Raw genomic sequence first — 20908 nt, 5'->3', positions numbered from 1 at the left:
CGTGTTAGGGATTGAAGTGACATCCTTTTTTGTTTTTTCAAAAAAGATATAACGGAAAGCCCGACCACGCTTTTTTTGCGTGGGAACGCCCAAAAATATATTTTTATAAAGGTTTAAAAGCTGATTTTTATCAGTTTATGCCACGTTTATAACTTCTTCTATTTGTGGTGCGTATTTTTTAATAGTGGCTTCAACGCCATTTTTTAAGGTCATTTGATTCACGGAACAACCTGTGCAAGCGCCTTCTAATTGTACTTTTACAATAAAATTCTCTATAGAAAGTAACTTAATGTTGCCACCATCACTCATTAAAAAAGGACGAATTTCTTCTAACGCTTTCTCTACATTATCATGTGTTTCTTGTGCTGTCATATCTTAAGGCCCCTCTTAATCTCCCTCGAGGGGAGAAACTCAAAACGGGTATTTTGCGTTTTTATTTATATTTCAAAAGTATGATAATACTTTCTCATTTTTTCCCACAACACTTTCCTTCCATTTGGGAAGAAAAATCTGAACTATTTCTTTTTTACCGCACTACAACCACTCATTGTAGTAATTCTTACCACTTCTGTTGGTGGTAAATTTTCATTTCTTATTAATAATTGAGATAGCATCTCTTTGGTAATTTGATTAAAAGATTCTTCTAAAACAGTACCATTTTGCAATGCTACAGGATGCCCAACATCACCAGATTCTCGAATACTTTGTACTAACGGAATTTCACCTAAAAATTTAGTGTCTATATCGTTTGCCAAGTTTTTAGCGCCGTCTTTACCAAAAATATAATACTTATTATCTGGCAATTCTTCTGGAGTAAAATAGGCCATGTTTTCTATAATTCCTAAAACGGGAACTTTAATGCTTTCTTGTTGAAACATTGCAACTCCTTTTTTAGCATCTGCCAATGCAATATTTTGTGGCGTACTTACCACAACCGCACCATTAATTGGCAAGGCTTGTACAATTGATAAATGCACATCGCCGGTTCCTGGAGGTAAATCTATCAAAAGAAAATCTAACTCGCCCCAATCTGCATCAAAAATTAATTGCTTTAATGCTTTAGATGCCATAGGTCCTCGCCAAATTACCGCTTGGTTTGGATCTGTAAAAAATCCTAAAGAAAGTAACTTAACACCGTAATTTTCTACGGGTTTCATTTTAGAACGACCATCTACATTTACAGAAAGTGGTTTTGCTTTTTCAACATCGAACATAATATGTTGTGATGGTCCGTAAATATCTGCGTCTAAAACACCCACACTAAAGCCCATTTTTGCCAATGAAACGGCTGTATTTGCTGTAATCGTAGATTTACCAACCCCCCCTTTACCTGATGCGATTGCAATGATATTTTTTATATTCGGAATTTCTTTTCCTCTTATTAAATTCGGATCTTCTTTTGCTGCTGGTTTCTCTACCTTTAAATTGATTTTAACATCAATATTTTTGTCGATATTGGTTTGAATTACTTTGGTAATTTCAGACTCAATCTTCTTTTTTGCTTGTAATGTAGGATTGCTGATGGTTACATCTACAATAACTTCATTACCAAAAGTAACTACGTTTGTAACGTTATTATTTTCTATTAAACTTTTCCCTTCTCCAGGCGCAGTAATAGTATCTAATACTTTGTATATGTCTTGTTTATTAAAACTCATAAATTGTATTTAAGATTATTTTTATTTAATCTAGACTACAAAGATACATTTTAGCAACAAGAAAATAAGGCGAATAAATTGTGATTATTTATAGATTGATAGTTGGAGTTTATAGAACCAATTATTTATGAAAAATTTAAGATTTTGAAGAAAAATTTGACAAATTTATCTCCACAATAATTTATTTATTTTTGTAATTATTTCCTGATTTTTAACTGCTAAAGAAATATTAGGATAATTCCTCTAAAGGATTCCAAAAAATATTTTCAAAATCTTGAATTTGATTTTCAACAACCACAACGCCTTCATTTTCTAATAATTGCTGCATTAAATTTGTACCCTTAAAATGATGTTTCCCTGTCAATAATCCTTTTCTATTAACCACTCTGTGTGCAGGCACTTCTTCTGTTTGATTGTGAGAATTATTCATTGCCCAACCTACCATTCTTGCAGATTTTGCTGCTCCTAAATACGTGGCTATTGACCCATAACTTGTAACTCTACCAAAAGGAATCTTGCGCGCAATGATGTATACTTTATCGAAAAAATTATCTGATTCTTTCATTTTGTGAAGGTAGTAGATATGATGGAATAAATTATTACGCAGAGATTCACGGAAGAAGCTCAAAGATTCACAAATAAAAAGTTAAATTTCTTATTTAGTTTGTTACACTTTAACCATTTTAGACAAAATTTAACCTAAAAAGTAGAACGTGTTCTTTTTTCATTCTGCAAATTAGTGGTTATGATAGAATAAATTATTACGCAGAGATTCACGGAGGAAACTCAAAGATTCACAAATAAAAAGTTAAATTTCTTATTTAGTTTGTTACACTTAACCATTTTAGACAAAATTTAACCTAAAAAACAGAACGTAGAATTCTTTCAGAATGACAAATTTTGTGGATAACGTTTTAAAAAAAAGATCTCCTAAAGAACTAATACTTTAAACGAAACTGAATATAGGTTATCGACTTATCGACCTCTAAATACTGATTTTCGTAAAATGTTTGTGTTTCTGTAACTTCTATTGGCGCACCTTCATTATGATATACATTATGATTTGCATACAAAATTTCATGCCCCTCACCTTGTAACAAGCCCAAAGTATAGCCATGCATAAACTCTGAATCTGTTTTTAAATTCATGATACCATCTTCTTTTAAAATATGATGATATTTCTTTAAAAAACTACCATTTGTCATTCTATGTTTTGTGCGCTGGTATTTTATTTGAGGATCTGGAAAAGTAATCCAGATTTCTGAAACTTCATTTTCTGCAAAAATAAAATCGACCAATTCAATTTGAGTTCTTACAAAAGCTACGTTCTCAAGGTTTTCTTCAATGGCAGTTTTTGCTCCACGCCAAAAACGAGCTCCTTTAATATCGATGCCAATATAATTTTTATTCGGGTTTTTTCTGGCTAAGGCTATTGTATACTCGCCTTTACCACAACCCAACTCAACAACAATAGGATTGTTGTTTTTAAAAAAAGAATGCCACTCGCCTTTTAAAGAAAAGTTAGTAACAACTTCTTCTCTAGTAGGTTGAACGACATTTTTAAACGCTTCATTTTCTGTGAAACGTTTTTGTTTATTTTTACTTCCCAAGATGTAGTTTTAAGCTCTGTCTTCTGTACCTTCTTTTGCAAACTTCTTTGATTCTTTCATCCAATAAGCAAAAAGAACAATAAGTATCAGTAAAAAACCAAAATTTGGTATGTTAGAAATCCACCAACCTAAATCTGCAGAAGCGATTTCTGTACGAACCCAATTAAAAGGTAGAAATAAAATATCAGTAAATAAACTACCAATCCATTTGAAAATATTGCCTGCTATCATAACTTAATTATCTTTACACTGCAAAAATAACAAAAGAATCAATGCTAGCCAATTTTTTAAACAAATCTAAACCGATTAACTTCATTACTTTACTGATTCTTTTCTTTGTTGCTTTGATAACAAACCTTTATTTTAGGCTTTTTACAGCTAGTTTTACTGGCAATCATCTTCTAGAAAGTGCCATTTTACTCGTTCTTTTTTTAGTGATTTTTTTCTTCTACAACTTTATCATCGGTAAAAACAAACTTACTTCAGACAATTCTTACGCCTATTTTTTCTTTACGCTGTTAGTAATGGTTTTTTTACCTGACTTTATAAACTATCAAACTTTACTATTAACTATTATTTACCTACTTTTTGTAAGAAAAATTTATAGTTTACGTTCAGAAAAAAAAGTACTAGAAAAATTGTTCGACAGTGGTTTTTGGCTTGGTGTTTTATGCCTATTAGAGCCTTTTTTTTGCATCTTCTTTTTACTCATTTATATGGCTAGTTATCTGCATAAAAAAATAACAGTCCACACAATTTTTGTTCCTATAGTTGGCTTTGCAGCACCATTATTTGTTTATTTTACCTACTTTTTTTGGTTTGATGCAACACAAGAGTTTACCAATCTTTTTAATTTTGAGCTTATTTTTGATATTCAATTATACACAAATACATCGTATTTTTGGTTAATTTGTAGTGTTTTATTTTTTACCGTTTTCGCTATATTTTTTAAATCGATAAAAGCGCTTTCGGTCAATAATACGTTTAGAAAAAGTTGGATTTTATTGATTGCAAATTTTATAATTCTTGTTTTTTTCTTACTTTTTCTACCTCAAAAAAATGGATCAGAACTTATTTTTATTCTGTTTCCTATTTCTATTATTTTGGCAAATGGCGTTGAACTCGTTCAGAAAAAAACACTTAAAAACATCATTTTATCTGTGAGTCTGATTGGCGGAATTATCATCAGTTTTTTCTTATAATTTTTGACCAAAAGCCAAATCTCCTGCATCTCCTAAACCCGGAATAATATAGCCTTTTTCGTTTAAAGAATCATCGATTGTGGCAATCCATAAATGCGTGTTTTCAGGAAAATGTTCAGCAACAAAATCTACACCTTCTTTTGCGCCAATTACAGCAAGAATATGGATTTCTTTTGGAGTTCCGTGTTTTTTAATAGCTTCATAAACAGCCACTAGACTTTGCCCAGTTGCCAACATTGGGTCTGCCAATAACAAGGTTTTGTTTTCAATTTCTGGTGATGCAAAATATTCTACAACAATTTCAAAATCGGCATCATTATTTGGGTGATGCCTGTATGCAGAAATAAAGGCATTTTCTGCTTTGTCAAAATAATTTAAAAGTCCTTGATGTAAAGGCAAACCTGCTCTTAAAATGGAACATAAAACCAAATTGTTAGAAGCTATTTCTATTTCTTTAGTCCCTAAAGGGGTTTTTACATCAACCTTATTATAAGTAAGTGTTTTGCTTAATTCGTAGCTTAAAATTTCTCCTATTCGTTCGATATTTCTTCTAAAACGTAAAGAATCTTTTTGAATGTTTTTATCTCTTATTTCTGATAAAAAAGTATTTAAAACTGAATTATTTTCTGCTATATGATGAATTGTCATTGTGTAAGAATTTTATCAAACTTACAAAAAAAGAAAACGCAATTTAAAAAGTACATTGCGTTTTAAGATTTAAAGTAATTTTTGTAGCTAAAAAATATACCCAAAACGTACAGAAAAATCTGGTGCAAAACCATTTGCAGTAGCTGTATTATTGGAGGCAAAAACGTAACCAAAACCAAGTCTTAAATCAAAATCGAAATTAGAGCCTAAATCTCTACGAATTCCCCAAGAAGGGATAATTCTAAAAATACTAGTGAGATCTGGATTTATAATATTTGCAATAACAAACAAATCAGGATTATAAGTTGTTTTTAAACTTAAATAATTAGCTGCATTATTTGAAAGCGATTTTCCTTTTTTATCTCTTTTCGAAAAATTATAATACCATCTTGGTTCTAAAGATAAAGAAGGAATCAAAATATATTGTGATTTTGGCGAATCGAAATCGCTATAAGAATAACCAGCATCCAAACCAATTTCTGTTTTTAAAGTGAATTCGTTATTTAATTTTGTTTCATTATAAACCCAAGCTCCAAATAAACCTGTTTGAAAACCATATATTGAGATTTCTACACTGTAGGTTTTTTCTTGAGAAAATGTTGAAAAAGAAAATAGAATTGTTGAAATAATTATATAAAATATTTTTTTCATAATTAATTTCTAAAATAATTTATAGGAGAATTTCAAACCAATTGCAGGAGACATTAAACCTCTATCTTCGTCTAATTTTCTTAAAGCACCTAAGCCAACATGAAAATTAAACAACCAATTATCGCCAAGCGAACGTTGCAAACCCCAATGTAACTCTGTTAGTAAACTATTTGTTAAGGGATCTAAACCTGAATTTTCCGTAAAACGCTTGCTAAAATATTTAGTTTGTAAACCAAAGTAATTACCAGAATTATTAATGTTATTTTTATTCTTTTTTGCTCTTTTTTTTCTATTGATGTAATATCTTAATTCTCCTTTAGAATAAAAAGACAAAGAACTATTTAATTCCCAAACATAACCATCTCCATCTTCTACACCTCCACCAACACCAGCACCTATATCTAAAAGCCAATTTTCACTTATTGGTAATTCATAAGAAGCACCAATTCCTAAAAAATTAAACTCAGCTTTAAATTGTTTCTGTAGGTTTTCTTCTTGGGAAAATAGACTTACGACAAAAAAATATATTAATAAACAAGCAACTTTTTTCATAAATGTAAAATTTAATATTTAACTTTAAATTTTGATCCACCCCAATTACCAAGATAATATGCACCTGATTCTAACTCAACATCTACAGAGCTAACAATATCTATTCTAAACTTGAATTTCAAACCAAAAATTTCTTTTGAACTACCAGTTGCGTGGTCTAATTTATATTTGTATAAGAAAGATAAATCGTCTAGTTTAAAATTTTGTGGAACATCAAAATCTCGAGAAGCTACTGCAAGATTTTGAACAGTAATTTTTTCACCAAATAAGCTATATGCAACAGGTTTTGCTTCCATAGTTTTTGGATCTGTATAAATAAAAACTATTGCACCCGTTTCTCCCTCATCTAATTTAATTTTTTTACCAGACAAAGCTTCATAAGAAAGTTTAATTATGTCATCATTGCTTAGTTTATATTCTAAAGACATAACATTTATTGTAATAGCTTTATCAATTTTTTTACCAAAAAAGTTTTCTAAATTAAAATCTATATCCACTAAAGGTTTATTTACTTTATTTGTTGGTATTATTAGATTTGGAATATTAGATGCTAATGAAAGTAAATTATCTGGATCTACTATATAATTTGTTATTAATTTAGTTTTAAAATCGTACTCATTAGAAATATAAATAGTGCTACTTTCTGGTTTAGATAAGAAAAATGTATATATTTTGTTAAATATTTCAACAACTTTACCCCAATCTATGGCAAAATCAAAACCTCTTTTTTCAGTTTTTGTATTTAAAATCACTTTTTTGTTTAGTAAATAAACTTTGTCTGCACCTCTATCAGCAAACCAACCAAATAAAGTTTTATCTTTAAATTTAGCTTGTGCATGCACGTCTTGAAAAAAGTAGAAATCTGCAGCTTCAAAAATAGTTCTTAACTTTTTATTACTTGTGAAAAAATATTATCTACCCAACCTGATTTACTATTTACACATTCGTTATAATTTGAGGTATTAGATATTGAGCCTGAATTACTAGAAGAACCTGGAGCACCGCCTGCGTTGCATCCATAAAACTCAGAAACTAGCTGAATTTCATCAGAAAAAACATTATCTGGATTACATTCGTCTACTTTTTCAATACTAAAATCTAATAAATTACTTTTATTCGGTACATACAAAGATAACTTAAAATTAGATTTTGCATAATTTTTAAAATTTGACTTATTCCCTATGTTAAGTATATTTCGGTCTTCAATGTGTGCAATAAATAAACCTTTTTTAGTGTATTTGTATATAGAATCTCCAACCTGTACCTCTCCATTAGAACTTAAAATGGAAGCGAAATTATCATTATTTATAACAATTTTCTCTTCATTTTCATTTTTCTGAAAATTTCCAGATAATAGTTTTTTCTTCTCTATATGCTGTTTAAAATTATCTATTTCTGCATTTGAAGCATTATAAACTAATTCCATAGGAAAAAAACCTTCCTTATAATAATTTTTAATTAAATTTATTTCATTCTCTTTACCATCCTTTATATTTTCATAAAGACTCTTTAATGTTGTGGATGAATTAATTTTTAAATTATTATTTTCAAAATCATAACTAATTTGTTCTTGCAAATTAGTTTTATTAGTATTTCTAAAATCTAAATCGTCTTTACTACAAGCAATTAATGCCATAAACAACAAACAACAAAGCTAATTTTATTCATATATTTTTTTTTACCAATTTACTAAATTTTTCATAGATCTTGACTTTTTTATAAATTTTAAACAAATTTCCGCCAGTCATCATATCATAAAATTATTTTTAAGAAAAACTAAAAATTTGTATATTGAATCATCATTAAATCGAAATATTAATTTTAAATCAAAAAAAGAAATGGGAATTTTTTCATTTATTAAAAATGCAGGCGCAAAGGTTTTCGGTATAGGAAAAACCACAGAAGAAGAAAATGCAGAAAAATCTGGACAATTAAGAGACGCAATTGCTTCTCATAATTTAGAAGTTGCAGATTTATCTATAGAAGTAGATGATGATGCTGTAAAACTTTGGGGAGAAGCTGTAGATTTAGCAACCAAAGAAAAGGCTGTACTTGTTGCAGGAAATACAAAAGGGATTGCTTCTGTTGAAGATAATTTAACAGTAAAAGAAGTTAAAGTTATTGAAGAAGCTGAAATGGCACAATTTCACACTGTAGAAAGTGGAGACACTTTAGGGAAAATAGCAAAAACATTTTATGGAAATGCTATGAAGTACCCAGTAATTTTTGAAGCAAACAAACCAATGTTAACGCATCCAGATAAGATTTATCCGGGTCAGGTTTTAAGAATACCACCTTTGGTGGACTAACCAAAAGCTAGACAACCAACCTAGTGAAGAGTTTCAATTAATTTTGGGACTCTTTTTTTGTTTTCAATCTAAAATAAAACCCCAACTTTGCAGATTAATTTTTAGAGTTTATTTGTAATGAATACAAGAACATTAGCCCTCATCGCTGTTTCTATAGCAACCCTAATTTACGGTTTAAATTATACCATTGCAAAAGAGGTAATGCCCTTATATGTGAAACCTTTCGGATTCATTTTAATTAGAGTTCTTGGTGCAACTGCTATTTTTTGGTTGGTTAGTTTGTTTATGAAATCAGAAAAAATTGACAAGGCCGATTTTAAGAAAATCTTTGTGGCAGCAATCTTTGGTGTGGCTTTAAATATGCTTTCATTTTTTAAAGGATTGAGTTTAACAACACCTATAAGTGCCTCTGTAATGATGGTAATGTCGCCAATTATGGTGCTTATCTTTTCGAGCATCTTAATTAGAAAACCAATTGGTAGGCAAAGAATTTTAGGCGTTTTTATAGGCTTAATAGGCACTGTTTTACTCATTACGTATGGTAGTTCTGCTACCGCAACATCAACCAATAGTAACTGGGGCAATTTTTTGGTGTTTATAAATGCAACTTCTTATGGTTTGTACTTAGTATTAGCAAAAGACTTAAGTAAAAAATACCATCCTATTACGTTTATCAAATGGTTTTATTTATTTGGGTTAATTTTAGTAACACCTTTTGGATTTGTTGAATTAACAGAAGTTGTTTGGCATAAAATACCCACAAACATTTATTGGAATATTGGTTTTGTAGTCATCTTTACAACCTGTATTACCTATCTTTTTAATTTATATGGTTTATCTAAATTAAAACCAACCACCGTAAGTGTTTTTATTTATTTACAACCCGTAATTGCGACTGTTTACGCCTTAATTGTTGGGAGTGATACTTTAAATATGGTAAAAGTTTTTGCTACTATTTTTATCTTTTTAGGCGTGTATCTTGTGACAAAACAGGTAGAAGAAAAGCAGAAAGTCCCCAAAGAATAGGTGTTCAAAAAATTTGAAATTACCAAAAATTCACCTTTCCCTAATTTCCGATATTTGAATAGCTAACAACACTAAAATCAACAAAATAAAAAGGTATATTTGCCCTTCATTTAAAACGAAATTTGTATGATTCAATCTATGACTGGTTACGGAAAATCTGTATTGCAGTTGCCAACAAAAAAAGTAACGATAGAAATAAAATCTTTAAATAGTAAAAATTTAGATTTGAATGTCAGAATTCCCTCTTATTATAAAGAAAAGGAATTAAATGTTCGCAAAAAGCTCGCAAATACCTTGGTGAGAGGAAAAGTAGATTTTTCTATTTTTGTAGAAATGACTGCGGATGAAACCTCTACAACCGTAAATCATGGCGTTGTAAAACAATACATTCAGCAATTAAGAAATGTTGTACAAACAGGAAGTTCTGATGATGTAGCGTTCTTAAAAATGGCTATTACGATGCCCGATGCTTTAAAAACGGAACGTGAAGAATTAGATGAAAATGAGTGGAGCCTCATTAACCAACATATTGATAAAGCACTCAAAGAGATTGTTCAGTATCGAGTTGATGAAGCAGCCTCTTTAGAAATCGATTTTAAAGAAAGAATTACCAACATTGAGAACTATTTAGAAGAAGTAAAAGCTTTAGATGCCGATAGAATTGAACACGTTAAAACGCGTTTAAAGAAAGCGATCGACGATTTAAAGGTAGATACTGATGAAAATAGATTTGAACAAGAGTTAATTTATTATTTAGAAAAATTAGATATTAACGAAGAAAAAGTACGCTTGGCAAACCATTTAGACTATTTTTTACAAACCTTAAAAACAGAAGATTCTAACGGAAAAAAATTAGGTTTTATAGTGCAAGAAATGGGTAGAGAAATAAATACTACAGGCTCTAAAGCCAATTATGCACCCATGCAAAAAGCAGTAATTCAGATGAAAAATGAATTAGAGCAAATTAAAGAGCAAATTTTAAATGTACTTTAAACACCGTTTAAAGTAAGCTGAACTTGATGCAGCTTCTGATTATAAATTAAAGATGCTGAATCAAGTTTAGCATAACAAAATTAAGTATGAAAGATAATTTTGTAGGAAAATTATTTGTGTTTTCAGCACCTTCTGGTTCTGGTAAAACAACGATTGTTCGCCATTTATTAAAACAAGAAAAATTTAATTTAGAATTCTCAATTTCAGCCACTTCTAGAGACCCAAGAGGTGATGAAAGAAATGGTATAGATTACTATTTTATATCACTAAAAGAATTTAAAAACCACATTAAAACTGATCATTTTTTAGAATGGGAAGAAGTTTACAGAGATAACTTTTACGGTACTTTAAAAACAGAGGTTGAACGAATTTGGGCGCAGAAAAAACACGTTATTTTTGATATTGACGTTGCAGGAGGTTTGCGAATTAAAAAGAAATTCCCGAATGAAACCTTGTCTGTTTTTGTAAAACCACCAAGTGTAGACGAGCTAAAAATAAGACTCAAAAAGCGCAAAACAGAAAGTGAAGAAAAAATAAATATGCGCATTGCAAAAGCTTCCATAGAATTAGCAACTGCGCCTCAATTTGATAAGATTATCAAAAACTACGATTTAGAAGTTGCTTTGAAAGAAGCAGAAAGTTTAATGAGTGATTTTTTGGAGTTGAAAGAATAGCGCTAAAAGAATATAGAAGAAAGAGAACCAAGAGACAAGGCAAAAAGAAAACAAGAGAAAAGAACAAAGGGAAATAGAACAAGAGAAGAGTTAGATGTCTTTTTTCTACACGCTATTTTCTAATATCTATTTAAAAAAATATGAGTAAAATTGGTTTATACTTTGGCACATTCAATCCAATTCATGTTGGGCATTTAATCATTGCTAATTACATGGTAGAGCATTCAGATTTAGATGAAATCTGGTTGGTGGTAACACCTCATAACCCGTTTAAAAAGAAAAGCTCGTTGCTAGATAATCACGATAGATTTGAATTAGTCCTCAAAGCGACTGAAGGATACGAGAAAATTAAACCCTCTGATATTGAGTTTAAATTACCGCAACCAAACTACACCGTTTATACATTGGCTCATATGTCTGAAGTATATCCTGAAAAGGAATTTTGCCTAATTATGGGCGAAGACAACTTAAAAAGTTTTCATAAATGGAAAAATTATGAAACCATTTTAGAACATCATCACCTGTATGTATATCCAAGAATTACGCAAAGAGAAATAGACCATCAATTTAAAAAGCACCCAAAAATTCATAAGATGGATGCGCCAATTGTTCAGATTTCATCGACCATGATTAGAAAAGGAATTAAAGATAAAAAGAACGTAAAACCCATGTTAACTAAAGATGTTTGGGAATATATCGATGAGATGAATTTTTATAAAAAATAGTTTCGCTATTTTTACGTTCTATATAAAACAACATTAACAAAAACATTTTTTTTGAAAAAGTCAAACAAAAAAAAAGGAAAACTAAAACAGAAACTAACTGATAAGTACAGATTAGTGGTTTTAAATGAAGACACTTTCGAAGAGCGTTTCTCATTAAAACTATCATTGCTTAACATTTTTGTTTTAGGCGGTGTACTTTCTTTCTTGTTGATTTTAGTGACTACTTTTTTCATTACATTTACACCTATTAAAGAATTTATTCCCGGATATTCCTCTACAGATTTAAAAATAAAAGCAACAAAACTTGCCATACAAGCAGATTCTTTAAAGAAAAAGTTAGCTATTTTACATGATTATACAATAGCCTTACAACCAATTTTAAGAGGAGATATTAAAGCAGGAATTATTGACTCGGTTCAGTTAGAGTCTGAAAGAATAATTATACAAGATAGTTTGTTAAATGCTTCTAAAGAAGATTCTATTTTTAGAGAAAGAATTGAAAGTCAAGATCGCTTTCCTATTCAAAATAATACAGCAACCAATGTTAAAATTGTTTTTTTTGCTCCTTTACAAGGTATAATTTCTCAAGATTTTGATTCTAAAACAAAGCATTTAGCAGTAGATATTGTTGCCAAGAAAAATGCGCCTGTAAAAGCAACTGCAGATGGTACCGTTATCTTTTCTGGATGGACCACAGAAACAGGAAACGTAATTATTTTAAAACATGCGTACAACTATATTTCTGTTTATAAACACAATGGTAACTTGCTAAAACAACAAGGAGACTTTGTAAAATCTGGTGAAGTAATTGCCAGCGTGGGTTCTACAGGTGAGTTAACCACCGGACCTCATTTGCATTTTGAACTTTGGAGTGATGGTTATGCCGTAAATCCTACAAATTTGATCGACTTTAAATAATGAGTATAAAATCTATTTTCGCGATTCCGTTTGCCAAAATTGCCACCAAACAAGTAAATAAATGGGCAAGGAAACCCCATAAAACCCAAAAAAAAGTTTTTAAAAACTTAATTGCACAAGCAAAAGAAACTGCCTTTGGTAAAGACCACGATTTTAAAAATATTGTTTCTTATGATGATTTTAAAAAGCGTGTAAAAGTGACTGATTACGAAGGTTTAAAACCTTATGTAGATAGAATGGTTGCTGGCGAATCTGATGTTTTATGGAAAGGGAAACCTTTGTATTTTGCAAAAACTTCTGGCACAACTTCTGGGGCAAAATACATTCCGATTTCTAAAGAATCGATGCCAACGCATATAAAAGCTGCTAGAAATGCCTTGTTATTTTATATTGTAGAAAAAAATGATGCTAGTTTTGTAGATGGTAAAATGATTTTTTTGCAGGGAAGTCCTGTTTTAGAGGATAAAAATGGCGTTAAATTGGGCAGATTAAGTGGTATTGCTGCACATTATGTACCAAATTACTTGCTCAAAAACCGTTTACCTAGTTGGGAAACGAATTGTATTGAAGATTGGGACACCAAAGTGAATGCAGTTGTAGAAGAAACTTTACATGAAGATTTATCGGTAATAAGCGGCATCCCTTCTTGGGTTCAAATGTATTTCGAAAAATTAATTGAGAAAACAGGAAAGTCTATTTCAGAAATTTTTCCGAATTTTAATTTCTTTGTCTACGGGGGTGTAAATTTTGAACCTTATAAAAATAAGTTTGAAGCTTTAATTGGTAAAAAAGTAGATTATATAGAATTATATCCGGCATCCGAAGGGTTTATAGCCTACCAAGATTCGCAAACCGAAAAAGGAATGTTATTGCAATTAGATTCTGGTATTTTTTATGAATTTATAATTGCAACCGAATTTTATAATGAAAATGCCACAAGAATTTCTTTAAAGGATGTAAAAATTGGTGTGAATTACGTTATTATTTTAAATACAACTGCAGGCCTCTGGGGCTATAATATTGGCGATACTGTAGAGTTTACATCAACCAAACCTTACAAAATTAAAGTTACCGGTAGAATTAAACATTTTATATCCGCCTTTGGCGAACACGTTATTGGCAAAGAAGTAGAAAAAGCTTTAAAAGATTCCATTTCAGGAACAAACATAAACATTAGCGAGTTTACAGTAGCACCACAAGTAAATCCTGAAAGTGGTTTACCTTATCATGAATGGTTTATAGAGTTTACAGATGAACCAAAAGATCTAGAAAAATTTTCTACACTGATTGATGCTTCTATGCAAGCGCAAAATATTTATTATTTCGATTTGATCACAGGAAAAGTTTTACGTCCGTTGGTGATTCGAAAAGTAAAAAAAGGTGGTTTTCATGAATATATGAAATCTATTGGTAAATTTGGCGGACAAAATAAAATTCCGCAATTATCTGATAACAGAAAAATTGCAGACGTTTTGCAAGACTTTTTAGACGTATAAAACAGCATAAATAAGAGGAGAATCTCTATTTTTGCATCGAATTTAGAAACAAACCACACGCAGTATTAATTGCCATTCGGAATTTAGAATAATGAAGATTTTTTATTATAAATATCTCCATTTCTCGAATTGGCATTATCAACAAAAAACAAATGAGCACAATTAGAATTACCAAACGATTTAGTTTTGAAACAGGACATGCTTTATATGGTTATGATGGCAAATGCAAGAACGTTCACGGCCATTCTTACAAACTTTCTGTAACCGTTTCAGGAAACCCAATAAAAGACAATACCAACGTAAAATTCGGGATGGTCATTGATTTTGGCGATTTAAAGAAAATTGTAAACGAAGAGATCGTAGACGTTTTTGATCATGCAACCGTTTTTAATAAAAACACGCCTCACGTAGAGTTAGCAAAAGAATTAATGGACAGAGGTCATGATGTTTTATTAGTAGACTACCAGCCAACCAGCGAAATGATGGTGATTGATTTTGCTGAAAAAATAAAAACAAGGTTACCGAAAAAGATCAAATTACATTCAATAAAATTACAAGAAACAGATACTAGTTTCGCAGAATGGTTTGCTAGTGAGAACTAATATGGATGCAAAAACAATCTATTTAAACGAGGTGATTTTAAATTAAAAGGTATCTTTGGTAAAAGTTTTATTTTTATGAAAAACCTTAAATTTATTTTAACACTGATTATTTGTGTTTCAATTAGTAGCTGTGGTGATGATACAAGTGCACCACCTTTTACTTTATCCTCGGCAAATATAGCAGGAAACTATACTATTAATTCCATTAACGAAGAAGAGGAAGAAACTGCTACCTCTAACTCTGGCACAGTTGTAAACGTTTCTACAACCACCTTTGTAGGAGATTCTTTTGATGACATTAATTTTATACTTAATGCAAACGGAACTTATACTGCTTCTGGAAAATATAGAATTGTAATTACAGAAACACCAAATGGTGGAACTCCTGTAAACGATTTTGAAATTGCTGTTTTTGATGCTACTGGCTCTTACCAAATAAACAATATAGACAATACGATTACTTTTAATCCTAGTACTGGTGATTTTATTGAAGGTCTATTTACCGTAATTACTTTTACTGAAACCTCTATAAAAATGACACAAGAAGAAACCGATGTAGATGGTGGAATTACAACTACGCTTAAAGCAAATATTAGCCTTGTAAGAAAATAATTGTACATTTTTAAAAAAAAAGACCCTCTAGATTAGATGACTTTTTTTTGTGCAATTTACTTTACTTCTAAAAAGTAAATTCACTAATCTTTTTAAAATTTGTAATATCAGTAACGACTAATTGATATTGAGAAATACTGTTTTCTGAAATAATGAAAGCATTATTATTTCTAATGATAATATCAATAGCACCTGTTGTAGGTATTTCTTCTAAATATTTTGAATCACTTGGGTCTGTAACATCAAAAATCTTTACACTACCATCACAAACCAAAAGAAAATCTGAACCGTATAAACTTAATCCTTTAGGCTGCGTTAAACCTCTTGTGTTTAATAATATAGGATTTTCTATATCGGTAATGTCATAGGTTTTTAATTCATTTACCGAACCACCACAGTTTGCATTACTATGCAATGTAACATAGGCATTTGTTCCGTTTGCAACCACAGGATCACAGGCTCTAAAATGATCTGATTGCGACATTTTTTTAGGCAATTCTGCATTTGTAATATCATAAATATACATGGCATTTTGCGAGCCAATAAATAAGAAATCATTGTAGCTAAATAAGGTTTCGATATCAAAACCCACATTAATAGTATTTACTTTAATAGGATTTGTAGGGTTATCGATATTAAAAACAGATAAATTACTAAAATCTACCGTATACAAATAGTTTCCTTTTAAAGAAAATGTAGCTAAAGAACCTCCTTGCCCATCTGAAAATTCTGAGTTTTGACTCGTATCATTTGAATCTTGACCACAAGCAACCAAAAATAAAACGATGGTGCATAGTGTAATTATTTTTTTTATCATGATTTTTATTTTTGAATCCAATTAACAACAACTTTATCCTCTTCATAAAAAGATTCACCGTCAGGTGAACGTAATTCGGGAAATACATTTTTAACTCTTTTACTTACAATTGTTGTAAATGCAGTAAAATCGAAGGTTAACACAACCAAATCTGTTGCCTGATTGATATAAAGTACATTATTTCTGATTGCGATATCTGTGGCTCCTGGTGCTTTTAAAAATTTCTTTTTAATCGGATTTGAAGGATCTGAATTGTCAAAAATGTGAAAACCAGTTCTTTTATCATTGATAAAAATAAAATCGTGAATAATGTAAATTTTAGAAGCTTCTGTTACTTCTTTTTTGTCTTGTATTTCAATTGAGTTTTCTAAAGCTGCTACTGTTAAAACCACAGGATCATATCTTGAAAAAACAGGATCTACTGTTGTTGTATTGTCCTCCCAATTAAAAAAACAACTACTTAAAGAAAAACAGCAAATGAGTACAATTAATTTTTTCATGGTGTTATTTTTTAAAGATATTTAAATGAAGTTTATATCTCATAGATGCCCAAGTTATGAAATGGTTGCGATAAATTACTATAAAAAATCATTATTGTATGATAAAAGACGCAAGATTGCTCCTATGTTTGCAAAACCAACCTACCTGCCGGCAGGGAACTAGGACTTGACCCTAACTATCTGATAAACTCACATAACTTAAAATAAAACTGTCTAGTTTATCCCCATGAAACTATTTTCAAAAAAGCAAGGTGTAATTTAAAAAAATTGTTCAGTCCTTTATTTTATTAGGGTTTATCAAACTAAAAATATTTTTTAATCGGACACTAATGATAGAGAATCATTAGTGTAGAATACAATAGATAAATCACTTCACTTTTAGAACCAAAAACCAGTAAAATATTCTAACCATTTGCTAAAAATTAAAATAAAATTATCTGCTTTATTTTAATGAAATTATTTTAAAAAATATGTATAAACCTAAAATATTTTAAAGGGATATACTTATGATAAAAACAATAGATCGTTATTTTCCGTTAAAAGTGTTCATCGTATTGGCTAAACCAGCAGTGCCGAAAGAAGTAATTACTTTTGATGCTAATGGTAAACGCTCAATTAGCAAACTAGTTTCCTCTTTATTCCATTTGCCTAAAACATAATCTACTTGACGCCCTTTTGAGTAATTTGATCCTACGCCAAATCGAAATCTTGGATATACGTTTGTGTTTAATTTCTCTTGAATATCTTTGAGTCCGTTATGCCCGCCATCACTGCCTTTTGCTTTAATTCTGATGGTTCCAAAATCGATATTTAAATCGTCTGTAACAATTAATAAATTATCGACGGGAATATTTTCTTTAAGCATCCAGTGTTTTACCGCTTTTCCGCTTAAATTCATATACGTATTAGGCTTTAACAATATAAAAGTTCGTCCTTTAGAACGAAAACTAGCAACATCGCCTAAAGTATCTGTTTCAAAGGTACTCTTTTGCTCTTCAGCAATTTCATCAAGAATTTTAAAACCTATATTATGGCGCGTATCTGTGTAAGTATCACCAATATTTCCTAATCCAACAATTAAAAATTTCTTCATCAACTCTTCTTTAGTTTCTTTATGAAAGCGTGTAAGATTTTTAAAAAACGCAACAATATTCATACTTCAAAAATAAGAAGAAATAAATAATATGATGCTCTAAAATGAATTGAATAAAACTTTAAGAAAGCTCATAAAAAAGACCCTGAAATAAATTCAATTAGAACTATAAGAATATTTATAAAGACCCTAAAATAAATTCAGAGTGATCTTGAAATGAATTCAAGACAAGAAAAAAGCGTTACAAATTTGTAACGCTTTTAATAAATTATAGTTGCAAAGTTTATTCTGCAGCAGCTTCTGCAGCTTCTTCTTCATCTTCTGAAACAGTTGCATTACGAGAAGTTCTTACCTGAACAACAACAGTATTATCTGGGTGCATAAATGTATATCCGTCTGTATTCATAGACGCTATTGTTAATTTACCTCCAATTTTTAATTTAGAAATATCTGCAGATACAGAATCTGGCAAATTAGCTGGTAATGCTTTTACCTTTAATTTACGGTTTGTAAAACGCAAAGACCCACCGTTTAAAACTCCTGGAGAAGTACCCGTTAATTTTACAGGAATGTTCATTGTAATTTCTTTATCTTCAAATATTTGATAAAAATCTACATGAATAATATTATCCGAAACAGGATGAAATTGTATGTCTTTTAAGATTGTTGCTATTTTTTGACCATCAACATTAATTGTTGCAGTATATACATTTGGAGTATAAACCAGGTCTTTAAACGCTTTTTCTTGTGCTGAAAAGTGTATCGCTGTTTCTCCTCCGTATATAACGCAAGGAACCATACCAGCATTACGTAAGGCTTTTGTTGCTACTTTACCTACGCTTTCTCTTTTTGATCCTTTAATTGTAATTGATTTCATTACTTTTTTATTATTAATTATTTACATTAAAAATTGTCCACTAATTGAAGTATTGTCTTGCACTTTATGCATAACATCCGCAAATAATGGCGCGCAAGATACAACTTTTATTTTGGAGGTCTCTTGTTTAAGCGGAATACTATCAGAAACAATCAATTCTGTTAGTCCAGAATTTTCAATCTTTTCGTAAGCTCCTCCAGAAAGTATTGGATGTGTACAGATTGCACGTACACTTATTGCACCTCTTTCCATCATTAAATTTGCCGCATGTGCCAAAGTTCCGCCTGTATCGATCATATCATCAACCAAAATGACATTTTTTCCTTGCACATCTCCAATCAATTCCATGTGCTCAATTACATTCGCTTTTAGTCTTTGTTTGTAACAAATAACCACATCACACAATAAATGTTTAGAATATGCATAAGCTCTTTTAGAACCTCCCATGTCTGGTGATGCAATTGTTAAGTTTTCTAACTTTAAGCTTTTAATGTATGGCATAAATATAGTAGATGCATATAAATGATCTACTGGTTTTTCAAAAAACCCTTGAATTTGATCTGCATGTAAATCCATGGTCATAATTCTTGTAGCACCCGCAGATTGCAATAAATTAGCTACTAATTTTGCACCGATTGCAACTCTTGGCTTATCTTTTCTATCTTGTCTTGCCCAACCAAAATAAGGCATCACAGCAGTTATATGTCTTGCAGAAGCTCTTTTTGCAGCATCTAACATTAATAACATTTCCATTAAATTATCTGCATTCGGAAACGTAGAACCAATGATAAAAACACGCCTTCCACGAACAGACTCTTCAAATGCTGGTTGAAACTCACCGTCACTAAAATATGTTGTGTCTACTTTACCTAACGTTATATTGTATTCTTTTGCTATTTTCTCTGCTAAAACGGTACTCTGCCTGCAAGCAAAAAGCTTTGGTGCAAGTTGGCTGGTTGTCATAAAATAAGATTTTTTGTTGTGTTTTTATACGATAGCAAAAGTAGAATTTATTTATTAAGTTTGAAGTTAAAATTTTCAGTTTAAAAACTAAAAATATTTAGTGGCTTTGCAGTCTTTAAAATAAGAAGTAAAATTCAACATTTTAGAGATGCTATCAAAAAAGTGATGTATTTATATACACAACTTTATAAATGCTCAAGTGGCGGAATTGGTAGACCTGTCTGCCGACAGGCAGGCGCGCTAAATTAAAAGTTATGTTCTTTGTATATGCTATTTCAAGCGTTGTTAGAAATTATATTTATGTTGGTTTAACATCAAATTTTGAAGAAAGATTTAAAAAGCATAACAGTTTGAGAGAGAAAACAACTAAAGCTTATGCTCCTTTTGAGCTAATTTACATGGAAGAAGCTATCAATAGAATAGAGGCAAGAAAAAAAGAAAAATATTGGAAATCTGGAATTGGCAAAGAAAAATTACGATCTTTGCGAGATTCTAAATAAATGCTCAAGTGGCGGAATTGGTAGACCTGTCTGCCGACAGGCAGGCGCGCTAAATTAGAAATTATGTTCTTTGTATATGCTATTTCAAGCGTTGTTAGAAATTATATTTATGTTGGTTTAACATCAAATTTTGAAGAAAGATTTAAAAGGCATAACAGTTTGAGAGAGAAAACAACTAAAGCTTATGCTCCTTTTGAGCTAATTTACATGGAAGAAGCTATCAATAGAATAGAAGCAAGAAAAAAAGAAAAATATTGGAAATCTGGAATTGGCAAAGAAAAATTACGATCTTTGCGGGATTCTAAATAAATGCTCAAGTGGCGGAATTGGTAGACGAGCTGGATTCAAAATCCAGTTTTTTCGGAAGTGCGGGTTCGATTCCCGCCTTGAGTACTGTAAAACCCTTTAAATCATTTGATTTTCAGGGTTTTTTAATTTTTGGGGCTATTAAAGGGGCTACTAATTTTGATTTATCGTATAAA

At 30.5% G+C, this 20908-nt stretch carries 28 protein-coding genes and 1 tRNA gene; 14 read left to right on the top strand and 15 right to left on the bottom strand.

The annotated features are described in order from the left end of the window. Nucleotides 1-135: 135 nt before the first annotated feature. The 5 genes from ES044_RS05805 to ES044_RS05785 form a co-directional block, all read right to left on the bottom strand. Nucleotides 136-372 (bottom strand): NifU family protein, encoded by a 237-nt coding sequence (locus ES044_RS05805; RefSeq protein WP_147118906.1) that lies wholly within the window; start codon nt 370-372, stop codon nt 136-138. Nucleotides 373-515: 143 nt separating this feature from the next. Then, nucleotides 516-1658, bottom strand: coding sequence for an Mrp/NBP35 family ATP-binding protein (locus ES044_RS05800; protein WP_147118905.1), 1143 nt, complete (start codon nt 1656-1658; stop codon nt 516-518). A 229-nt stretch (nt 1659-1887) separates the two neighbouring features. Then, the gene (locus ES044_RS05795) at nt 1888-2223 is read right to left on the bottom strand and encodes an MGMT family protein (protein ID WP_147118904.1); all 336 of its coding nucleotides are present in this window, start codon (nt 2221-2223) and stop codon (nt 1888-1890) included. Nucleotides 2224-2596: 373 nt separating this feature from the next. Continuing rightward, a complete protein-coding gene (gene trmB, locus ES044_RS05790) occupies nt 2597-3268 on the bottom strand; it encodes a tRNA (guanosine(46)-N7)-methyltransferase TrmB (protein WP_147118903.1) in 672 nt (223 codons plus the stop codon). Nucleotides 3269-3277: 9 nt separating this feature from the next. Further along, nucleotides 3278-3499, bottom strand: a complete 222-nt coding sequence (locus ES044_RS05785) for a DUF6341 family protein (protein ID WP_147118902.1) — start codon at nt 3497-3499, stop codon at nt 3278-3280. A 41-nt stretch (nt 3500-3540) separates the two neighbouring features. Here ES044_RS05785 and ES044_RS05780 point away from each other — a divergent pair, with 41 nt between their 5' ends. Beyond that, a complete protein-coding gene (locus ES044_RS05780; RefSeq protein WP_147118901.1) occupies nt 3541-4470 on the top strand; it encodes a DUF6427 family protein in 930 nt (309 codons plus the stop codon). Here the strand turns inward: ES044_RS05780 and upp are convergent. The 5 genes from upp to ES044_RS05755 form a co-directional block, all read right to left on the bottom strand. After that, on the bottom strand, nt 4465-5118 hold the full coding sequence (gene upp / locus ES044_RS05775; protein WP_147118900.1) for a uracil phosphoribosyltransferase: 654 nt from the start codon (nt 5116-5118) through the stop codon (nt 4465-4467). The genes ES044_RS05780 and upp overlap by 6 nt on opposite strands. Nucleotides 5119-5205: 87 nt before the next feature. Then, on the bottom strand, nt 5206-5769 hold the full coding sequence (locus ES044_RS05770) for a hypothetical protein (RefSeq protein WP_147118899.1): 564 nt from the start codon (nt 5767-5769) through the stop codon (nt 5206-5208). Nucleotides 5770-5778: 9 nt separating this feature from the next. Next, the gene (locus ES044_RS05765; RefSeq protein WP_147118898.1) at nt 5779-6321 is read right to left on the bottom strand and encodes a hypothetical protein; all 543 of its coding nucleotides are present in this window, start codon (nt 6319-6321) and stop codon (nt 5779-5781) included. An 11-nt stretch (nt 6322-6332) separates the two neighbouring features. Continuing rightward, nucleotides 6333-7163 (bottom strand): hypothetical protein, encoded by an 831-nt coding sequence (locus tag ES044_RS05760; protein WP_147118897.1) that lies wholly within the window; start codon nt 7161-7163, stop codon nt 6333-6335. 41 nt (nt 7164-7204) lie between these two features. Then, entirely contained in the window at nt 7205-7957 is a 753-nt protein-coding gene (locus ES044_RS05755; protein WP_147118896.1) for a hypothetical protein, read from the bottom strand. A gap of 202 nt (nt 7958-8159) precedes the next feature. On the opposite strand from ES044_RS05755, the gene lysM reads away from it, so the two are divergent. The 9 genes from lysM (at nt 8160) to ES044_RS05710 (ending at nt 15676) form a co-directional block, all read left to right on the top strand. Beyond that, entirely contained in the window at nt 8160-8630 is a 471-nt protein-coding gene (gene lysM, locus ES044_RS05750; RefSeq protein ID WP_147118895.1) for a peptidoglycan-binding protein LysM, read from the top strand. 117 nt (nt 8631-8747) lie between these two features. Beyond that, nucleotides 8748-9656 carry a DMT family transporter gene (locus ES044_RS05745; RefSeq protein ID WP_147118894.1) on the top strand — a complete coding sequence of 303 codons (909 nt, stop codon included), beginning with the start codon at nt 8748-8750 and terminating at the stop codon, nt 9654-9656. A gap of 126 nt (nt 9657-9782) precedes the next feature. Beyond that, complete coding sequence (locus tag ES044_RS05740) at nt 9783-10649, top strand: YicC/YloC family endoribonuclease (protein ID WP_223269163.1); 867 nt, start codon at nt 9783-9785, stop codon at nt 10647-10649. Nucleotides 10650-10735: 86 nt separating this feature from the next. Next, on the top strand, nt 10736-11323 hold the full coding sequence (gmk, locus tag ES044_RS05735; protein ID WP_147118893.1) for a guanylate kinase: 588 nt from the start codon (nt 10736-10738) through the stop codon (nt 11321-11323). Nucleotides 11324-11463: 140 nt separating this feature from the next. After that, on the top strand, nt 11464-12048 hold the full coding sequence (gene nadD / locus ES044_RS05730) for a nicotinate (nicotinamide) nucleotide adenylyltransferase (protein WP_147118892.1): 585 nt from the start codon (nt 11464-11466) through the stop codon (nt 12046-12048). Nucleotides 12049-12099: 51 nt separating this feature from the next. After that, nucleotides 12100-12966 carry a M23 family metallopeptidase gene (locus ES044_RS05725; protein WP_147118891.1) on the top strand — a complete coding sequence of 289 codons (867 nt, stop codon included), beginning with the start codon at nt 12100-12102 and terminating at the stop codon, nt 12964-12966. Further along, nucleotides 12966-14462, top strand: coding sequence for a GH3 auxin-responsive promoter family protein (locus ES044_RS05720; RefSeq protein ID WP_147118890.1), 1497 nt, complete (start codon nt 12966-12968; stop codon nt 14460-14462). Before ES044_RS05725 ends, ES044_RS05720 begins: the two co-directional genes overlap by 1 nt. Before the next feature lie 152 nt (nt 14463-14614). Next, nucleotides 14615-15064: a 6-pyruvoyl trahydropterin synthase family protein gene (locus ES044_RS05715; RefSeq protein ID WP_147118889.1), complete on the top strand. Its 450-nt coding sequence runs from the start codon at nt 14615-14617 to the stop codon at nt 15062-15064. A 75-nt stretch (nt 15065-15139) separates the two neighbouring features. After that, on the top strand, nt 15140-15676 hold the full coding sequence (locus tag ES044_RS05710; protein ID WP_147118888.1) for a hypothetical protein: 537 nt from the start codon (nt 15140-15142) through the stop codon (nt 15674-15676). A 67-nt stretch (nt 15677-15743) separates the two neighbouring features. Here the strand turns inward: ES044_RS05710 and ES044_RS05705 are convergent, their stop codons facing one another. Continuing rightward, entirely contained in the window at nt 15744-16493 is a 750-nt protein-coding gene (locus ES044_RS05705) for a hypothetical protein (protein ID WP_147118887.1), read from the bottom strand. A gap of 5 nt (nt 16494-16498) precedes the next feature. After that, complete coding sequence (locus ES044_RS05700; protein WP_147118886.1) at nt 16499-16993, bottom strand: hypothetical protein; 495 nt, start codon at nt 16991-16993, stop codon at nt 16499-16501. A 25-nt stretch (nt 16994-17018) separates the two neighbouring features. Here ES044_RS05700 and ES044_RS18470 point away from each other — a divergent pair, with 25 nt between their 5' ends. After that, nucleotides 17019-17156, top strand: a complete 138-nt coding sequence (locus ES044_RS18470) for a hypothetical protein (protein ID WP_189663240.1) — start codon at nt 17019-17021, stop codon at nt 17154-17156. A 363-nt stretch (nt 17157-17519) separates the two neighbouring features. Here ES044_RS18470 and pth read toward each other — a convergent pair whose 3' ends face one another. The 3 genes from pth to ES044_RS05685 form a co-directional block, all read right to left on the bottom strand. Next, the gene (gene pth / locus ES044_RS05695; RefSeq protein WP_223269162.1) at nt 17520-18086 is read right to left on the bottom strand and encodes an aminoacyl-tRNA hydrolase; all 567 of its coding nucleotides are present in this window, start codon (nt 18084-18086) and stop codon (nt 17520-17522) included. Between the two features lie 283 nt (nt 18087-18369). Continuing rightward, the gene (locus ES044_RS05690) at nt 18370-18963 is read right to left on the bottom strand and encodes a 50S ribosomal protein L25/general stress protein Ctc (RefSeq protein WP_147118884.1); all 594 of its coding nucleotides are present in this window, start codon (nt 18961-18963) and stop codon (nt 18370-18372) included. A gap of 21 nt (nt 18964-18984) precedes the next feature. Beyond that, nucleotides 18985-19926, bottom strand: a complete 942-nt coding sequence (locus ES044_RS05685; RefSeq protein WP_147118883.1) for a ribose-phosphate pyrophosphokinase — start codon at nt 19924-19926, stop codon at nt 18985-18987. 254 nt (nt 19927-20180) lie between these two features. Between ES044_RS05685 and ES044_RS05680 the strand changes: the two genes are divergently transcribed. From ES044_RS05680 to ES044_RS05670, 3 genes are all read left to right on the top strand, one after another. Next, nucleotides 20181-20426 (top strand): GIY-YIG nuclease family protein, encoded by a 246-nt coding sequence (locus tag ES044_RS05680; RefSeq protein WP_147186936.1) that lies wholly within the window; start codon nt 20181-20183, stop codon nt 20424-20426. A gap of 63 nt (nt 20427-20489) precedes the next feature. Beyond that, nucleotides 20490-20735, top strand: coding sequence for a GIY-YIG nuclease family protein (locus ES044_RS05675; protein ID WP_147120306.1), 246 nt, complete (start codon nt 20490-20492; stop codon nt 20733-20735). A 2-nt stretch (nt 20736-20737) separates the two neighbouring features. Then, nucleotides 20738-20819: transfer RNA gene (locus tag ES044_RS05670), tRNA-Leu, on the top strand. The last annotated feature ends 89 nt before the right edge of the window (nt 20820-20908 follow it).

Source organism: Polaribacter sp. IC066 (genome assembly GCF_007997085.1).
In the GTDB taxonomy this organism is placed as follows: Bacteria; Bacteroidota; Bacteroidia; order Flavobacteriales; family Flavobacteriaceae; genus Polaribacter.
This window is presented reverse-complemented; position numbering and strand designations above follow the sequence as displayed.

Bases quoted from the DNA above. Each gene is read 5' to 3' on its own strand.
- ES044_RS05805 (WP_147118906.1), bottom strand. From the start codon at position 372: ATGACAGCACAAGAAACACATGATAATGTAGAGAAAGCGTTAGAAGAA.
- ES044_RS05800 (WP_147118905.1), bottom strand. From the start codon at position 1,658: ATGAGTTTTAATAAACAAGACATATACAAAGTATTAGATACTATTACT.
- ES044_RS05795 (WP_147118904.1), bottom strand. From the start codon at position 2,223: ATGAAAGAATCAGATAATTTTTTCGATAAAGTATACATCATTGCGCGC.
- ES044_RS05785 (WP_147118902.1), bottom strand. From the start codon at position 3,499: ATGATAGCAGGCAATATTTTCAAATGGATTGGTAGTTTATTTACTGAT.
- ES044_RS05780 (WP_147118901.1), top strand. From the start codon at position 3,541: ATGCTAGCCAATTTTTTAAACAAATCTAAACCGATTAACTTCATTACT.
- upp (WP_147118900.1), bottom strand. From the start codon at position 5,118: ATGACAATTCATCATATAGCAGAAAATAATTCAGTTTTAAATACTTTT.
- ES044_RS05770 (WP_147118899.1), bottom strand. From the start codon at position 5,769: ATGAAAAAAATATTTTATATAATTATTTCAACAATTCTATTTTCTTTT.
- ES044_RS05765 (WP_147118898.1), bottom strand. From the start codon at position 6,321: ATGAAAAAAGTTGCTTGTTTATTAATATATTTTTTTGTCGTAAGTCTA.
- ES044_RS05755 (WP_147118896.1), bottom strand. From the start codon at position 7,957: ATGGCATTAATTGCTTGTAGTAAAGACGATTTAGATTTTAGAAATACT.
- lysM (WP_147118895.1), top strand. From the start codon at position 8,160: ATGGGAATTTTTTCATTTATTAAAAATGCAGGCGCAAAGGTTTTCGGT.
- ES044_RS05745 (WP_147118894.1), top strand. From the start codon at position 8,748: ATGAATACAAGAACATTAGCCCTCATCGCTGTTTCTATAGCAACCCTA.
- ES044_RS05740 (WP_223269163.1), top strand. From the start codon at position 9,783: ATGATTCAATCTATGACTGGTTACGGAAAATCTGTATTGCAGTTGCCA.
- gmk (WP_147118893.1), top strand. From the start codon at position 10,736: ATGAAAGATAATTTTGTAGGAAAATTATTTGTGTTTTCAGCACCTTCT.
- nadD (WP_147118892.1), top strand. From the start codon at position 11,464: ATGAGTAAAATTGGTTTATACTTTGGCACATTCAATCCAATTCATGTT.
- ES044_RS05720 (WP_147118890.1), top strand. From the start codon at position 12,966: ATGAGTATAAAATCTATTTTCGCGATTCCGTTTGCCAAAATTGCCACC.
- ES044_RS05715 (WP_147118889.1), top strand. From the start codon at position 14,615: ATGAGCACAATTAGAATTACCAAACGATTTAGTTTTGAAACAGGACAT.
- ES044_RS05710 (WP_147118888.1), top strand. From the start codon at position 15,140: ATGAAAAACCTTAAATTTATTTTAACACTGATTATTTGTGTTTCAATT.
- ES044_RS05705 (WP_147118887.1), bottom strand. From the start codon at position 16,493: ATGATAAAAAAAATAATTACACTATGCACCATCGTTTTATTTTTGGTT.
- ES044_RS05700 (WP_147118886.1), bottom strand. From the start codon at position 16,993: ATGAAAAAATTAATTGTACTCATTTGCTGTTTTTCTTTAAGTAGTTGT.
- ES044_RS18470 (WP_189663240.1), top strand. From the start codon at position 17,019: ATGAAGTTTATATCTCATAGATGCCCAAGTTATGAAATGGTTGCGATA.
- pth (WP_223269162.1), bottom strand. From the start codon at position 18,086: ATGAAGAAATTTTTAATTGTTGGATTAGGAAATATTGGTGATACTTAC.
- ES044_RS05690 (WP_147118884.1), bottom strand. From the start codon at position 18,963: ATGAAATCAATTACAATTAAAGGATCAAAAAGAGAAAGCGTAGGTAAA.
- ES044_RS05685 (WP_147118883.1), bottom strand. From the start codon at position 19,926: ATGACAACCAGCCAACTTGCACCAAAGCTTTTTGCTTGCAGGCAGAGT.
- ES044_RS05680 (WP_147186936.1), top strand. From the start codon at position 20,181: ATGTTCTTTGTATATGCTATTTCAAGCGTTGTTAGAAATTATATTTAT.
- ES044_RS05675 (WP_147120306.1), top strand. From the start codon at position 20,490: ATGTTCTTTGTATATGCTATTTCAAGCGTTGTTAGAAATTATATTTAT.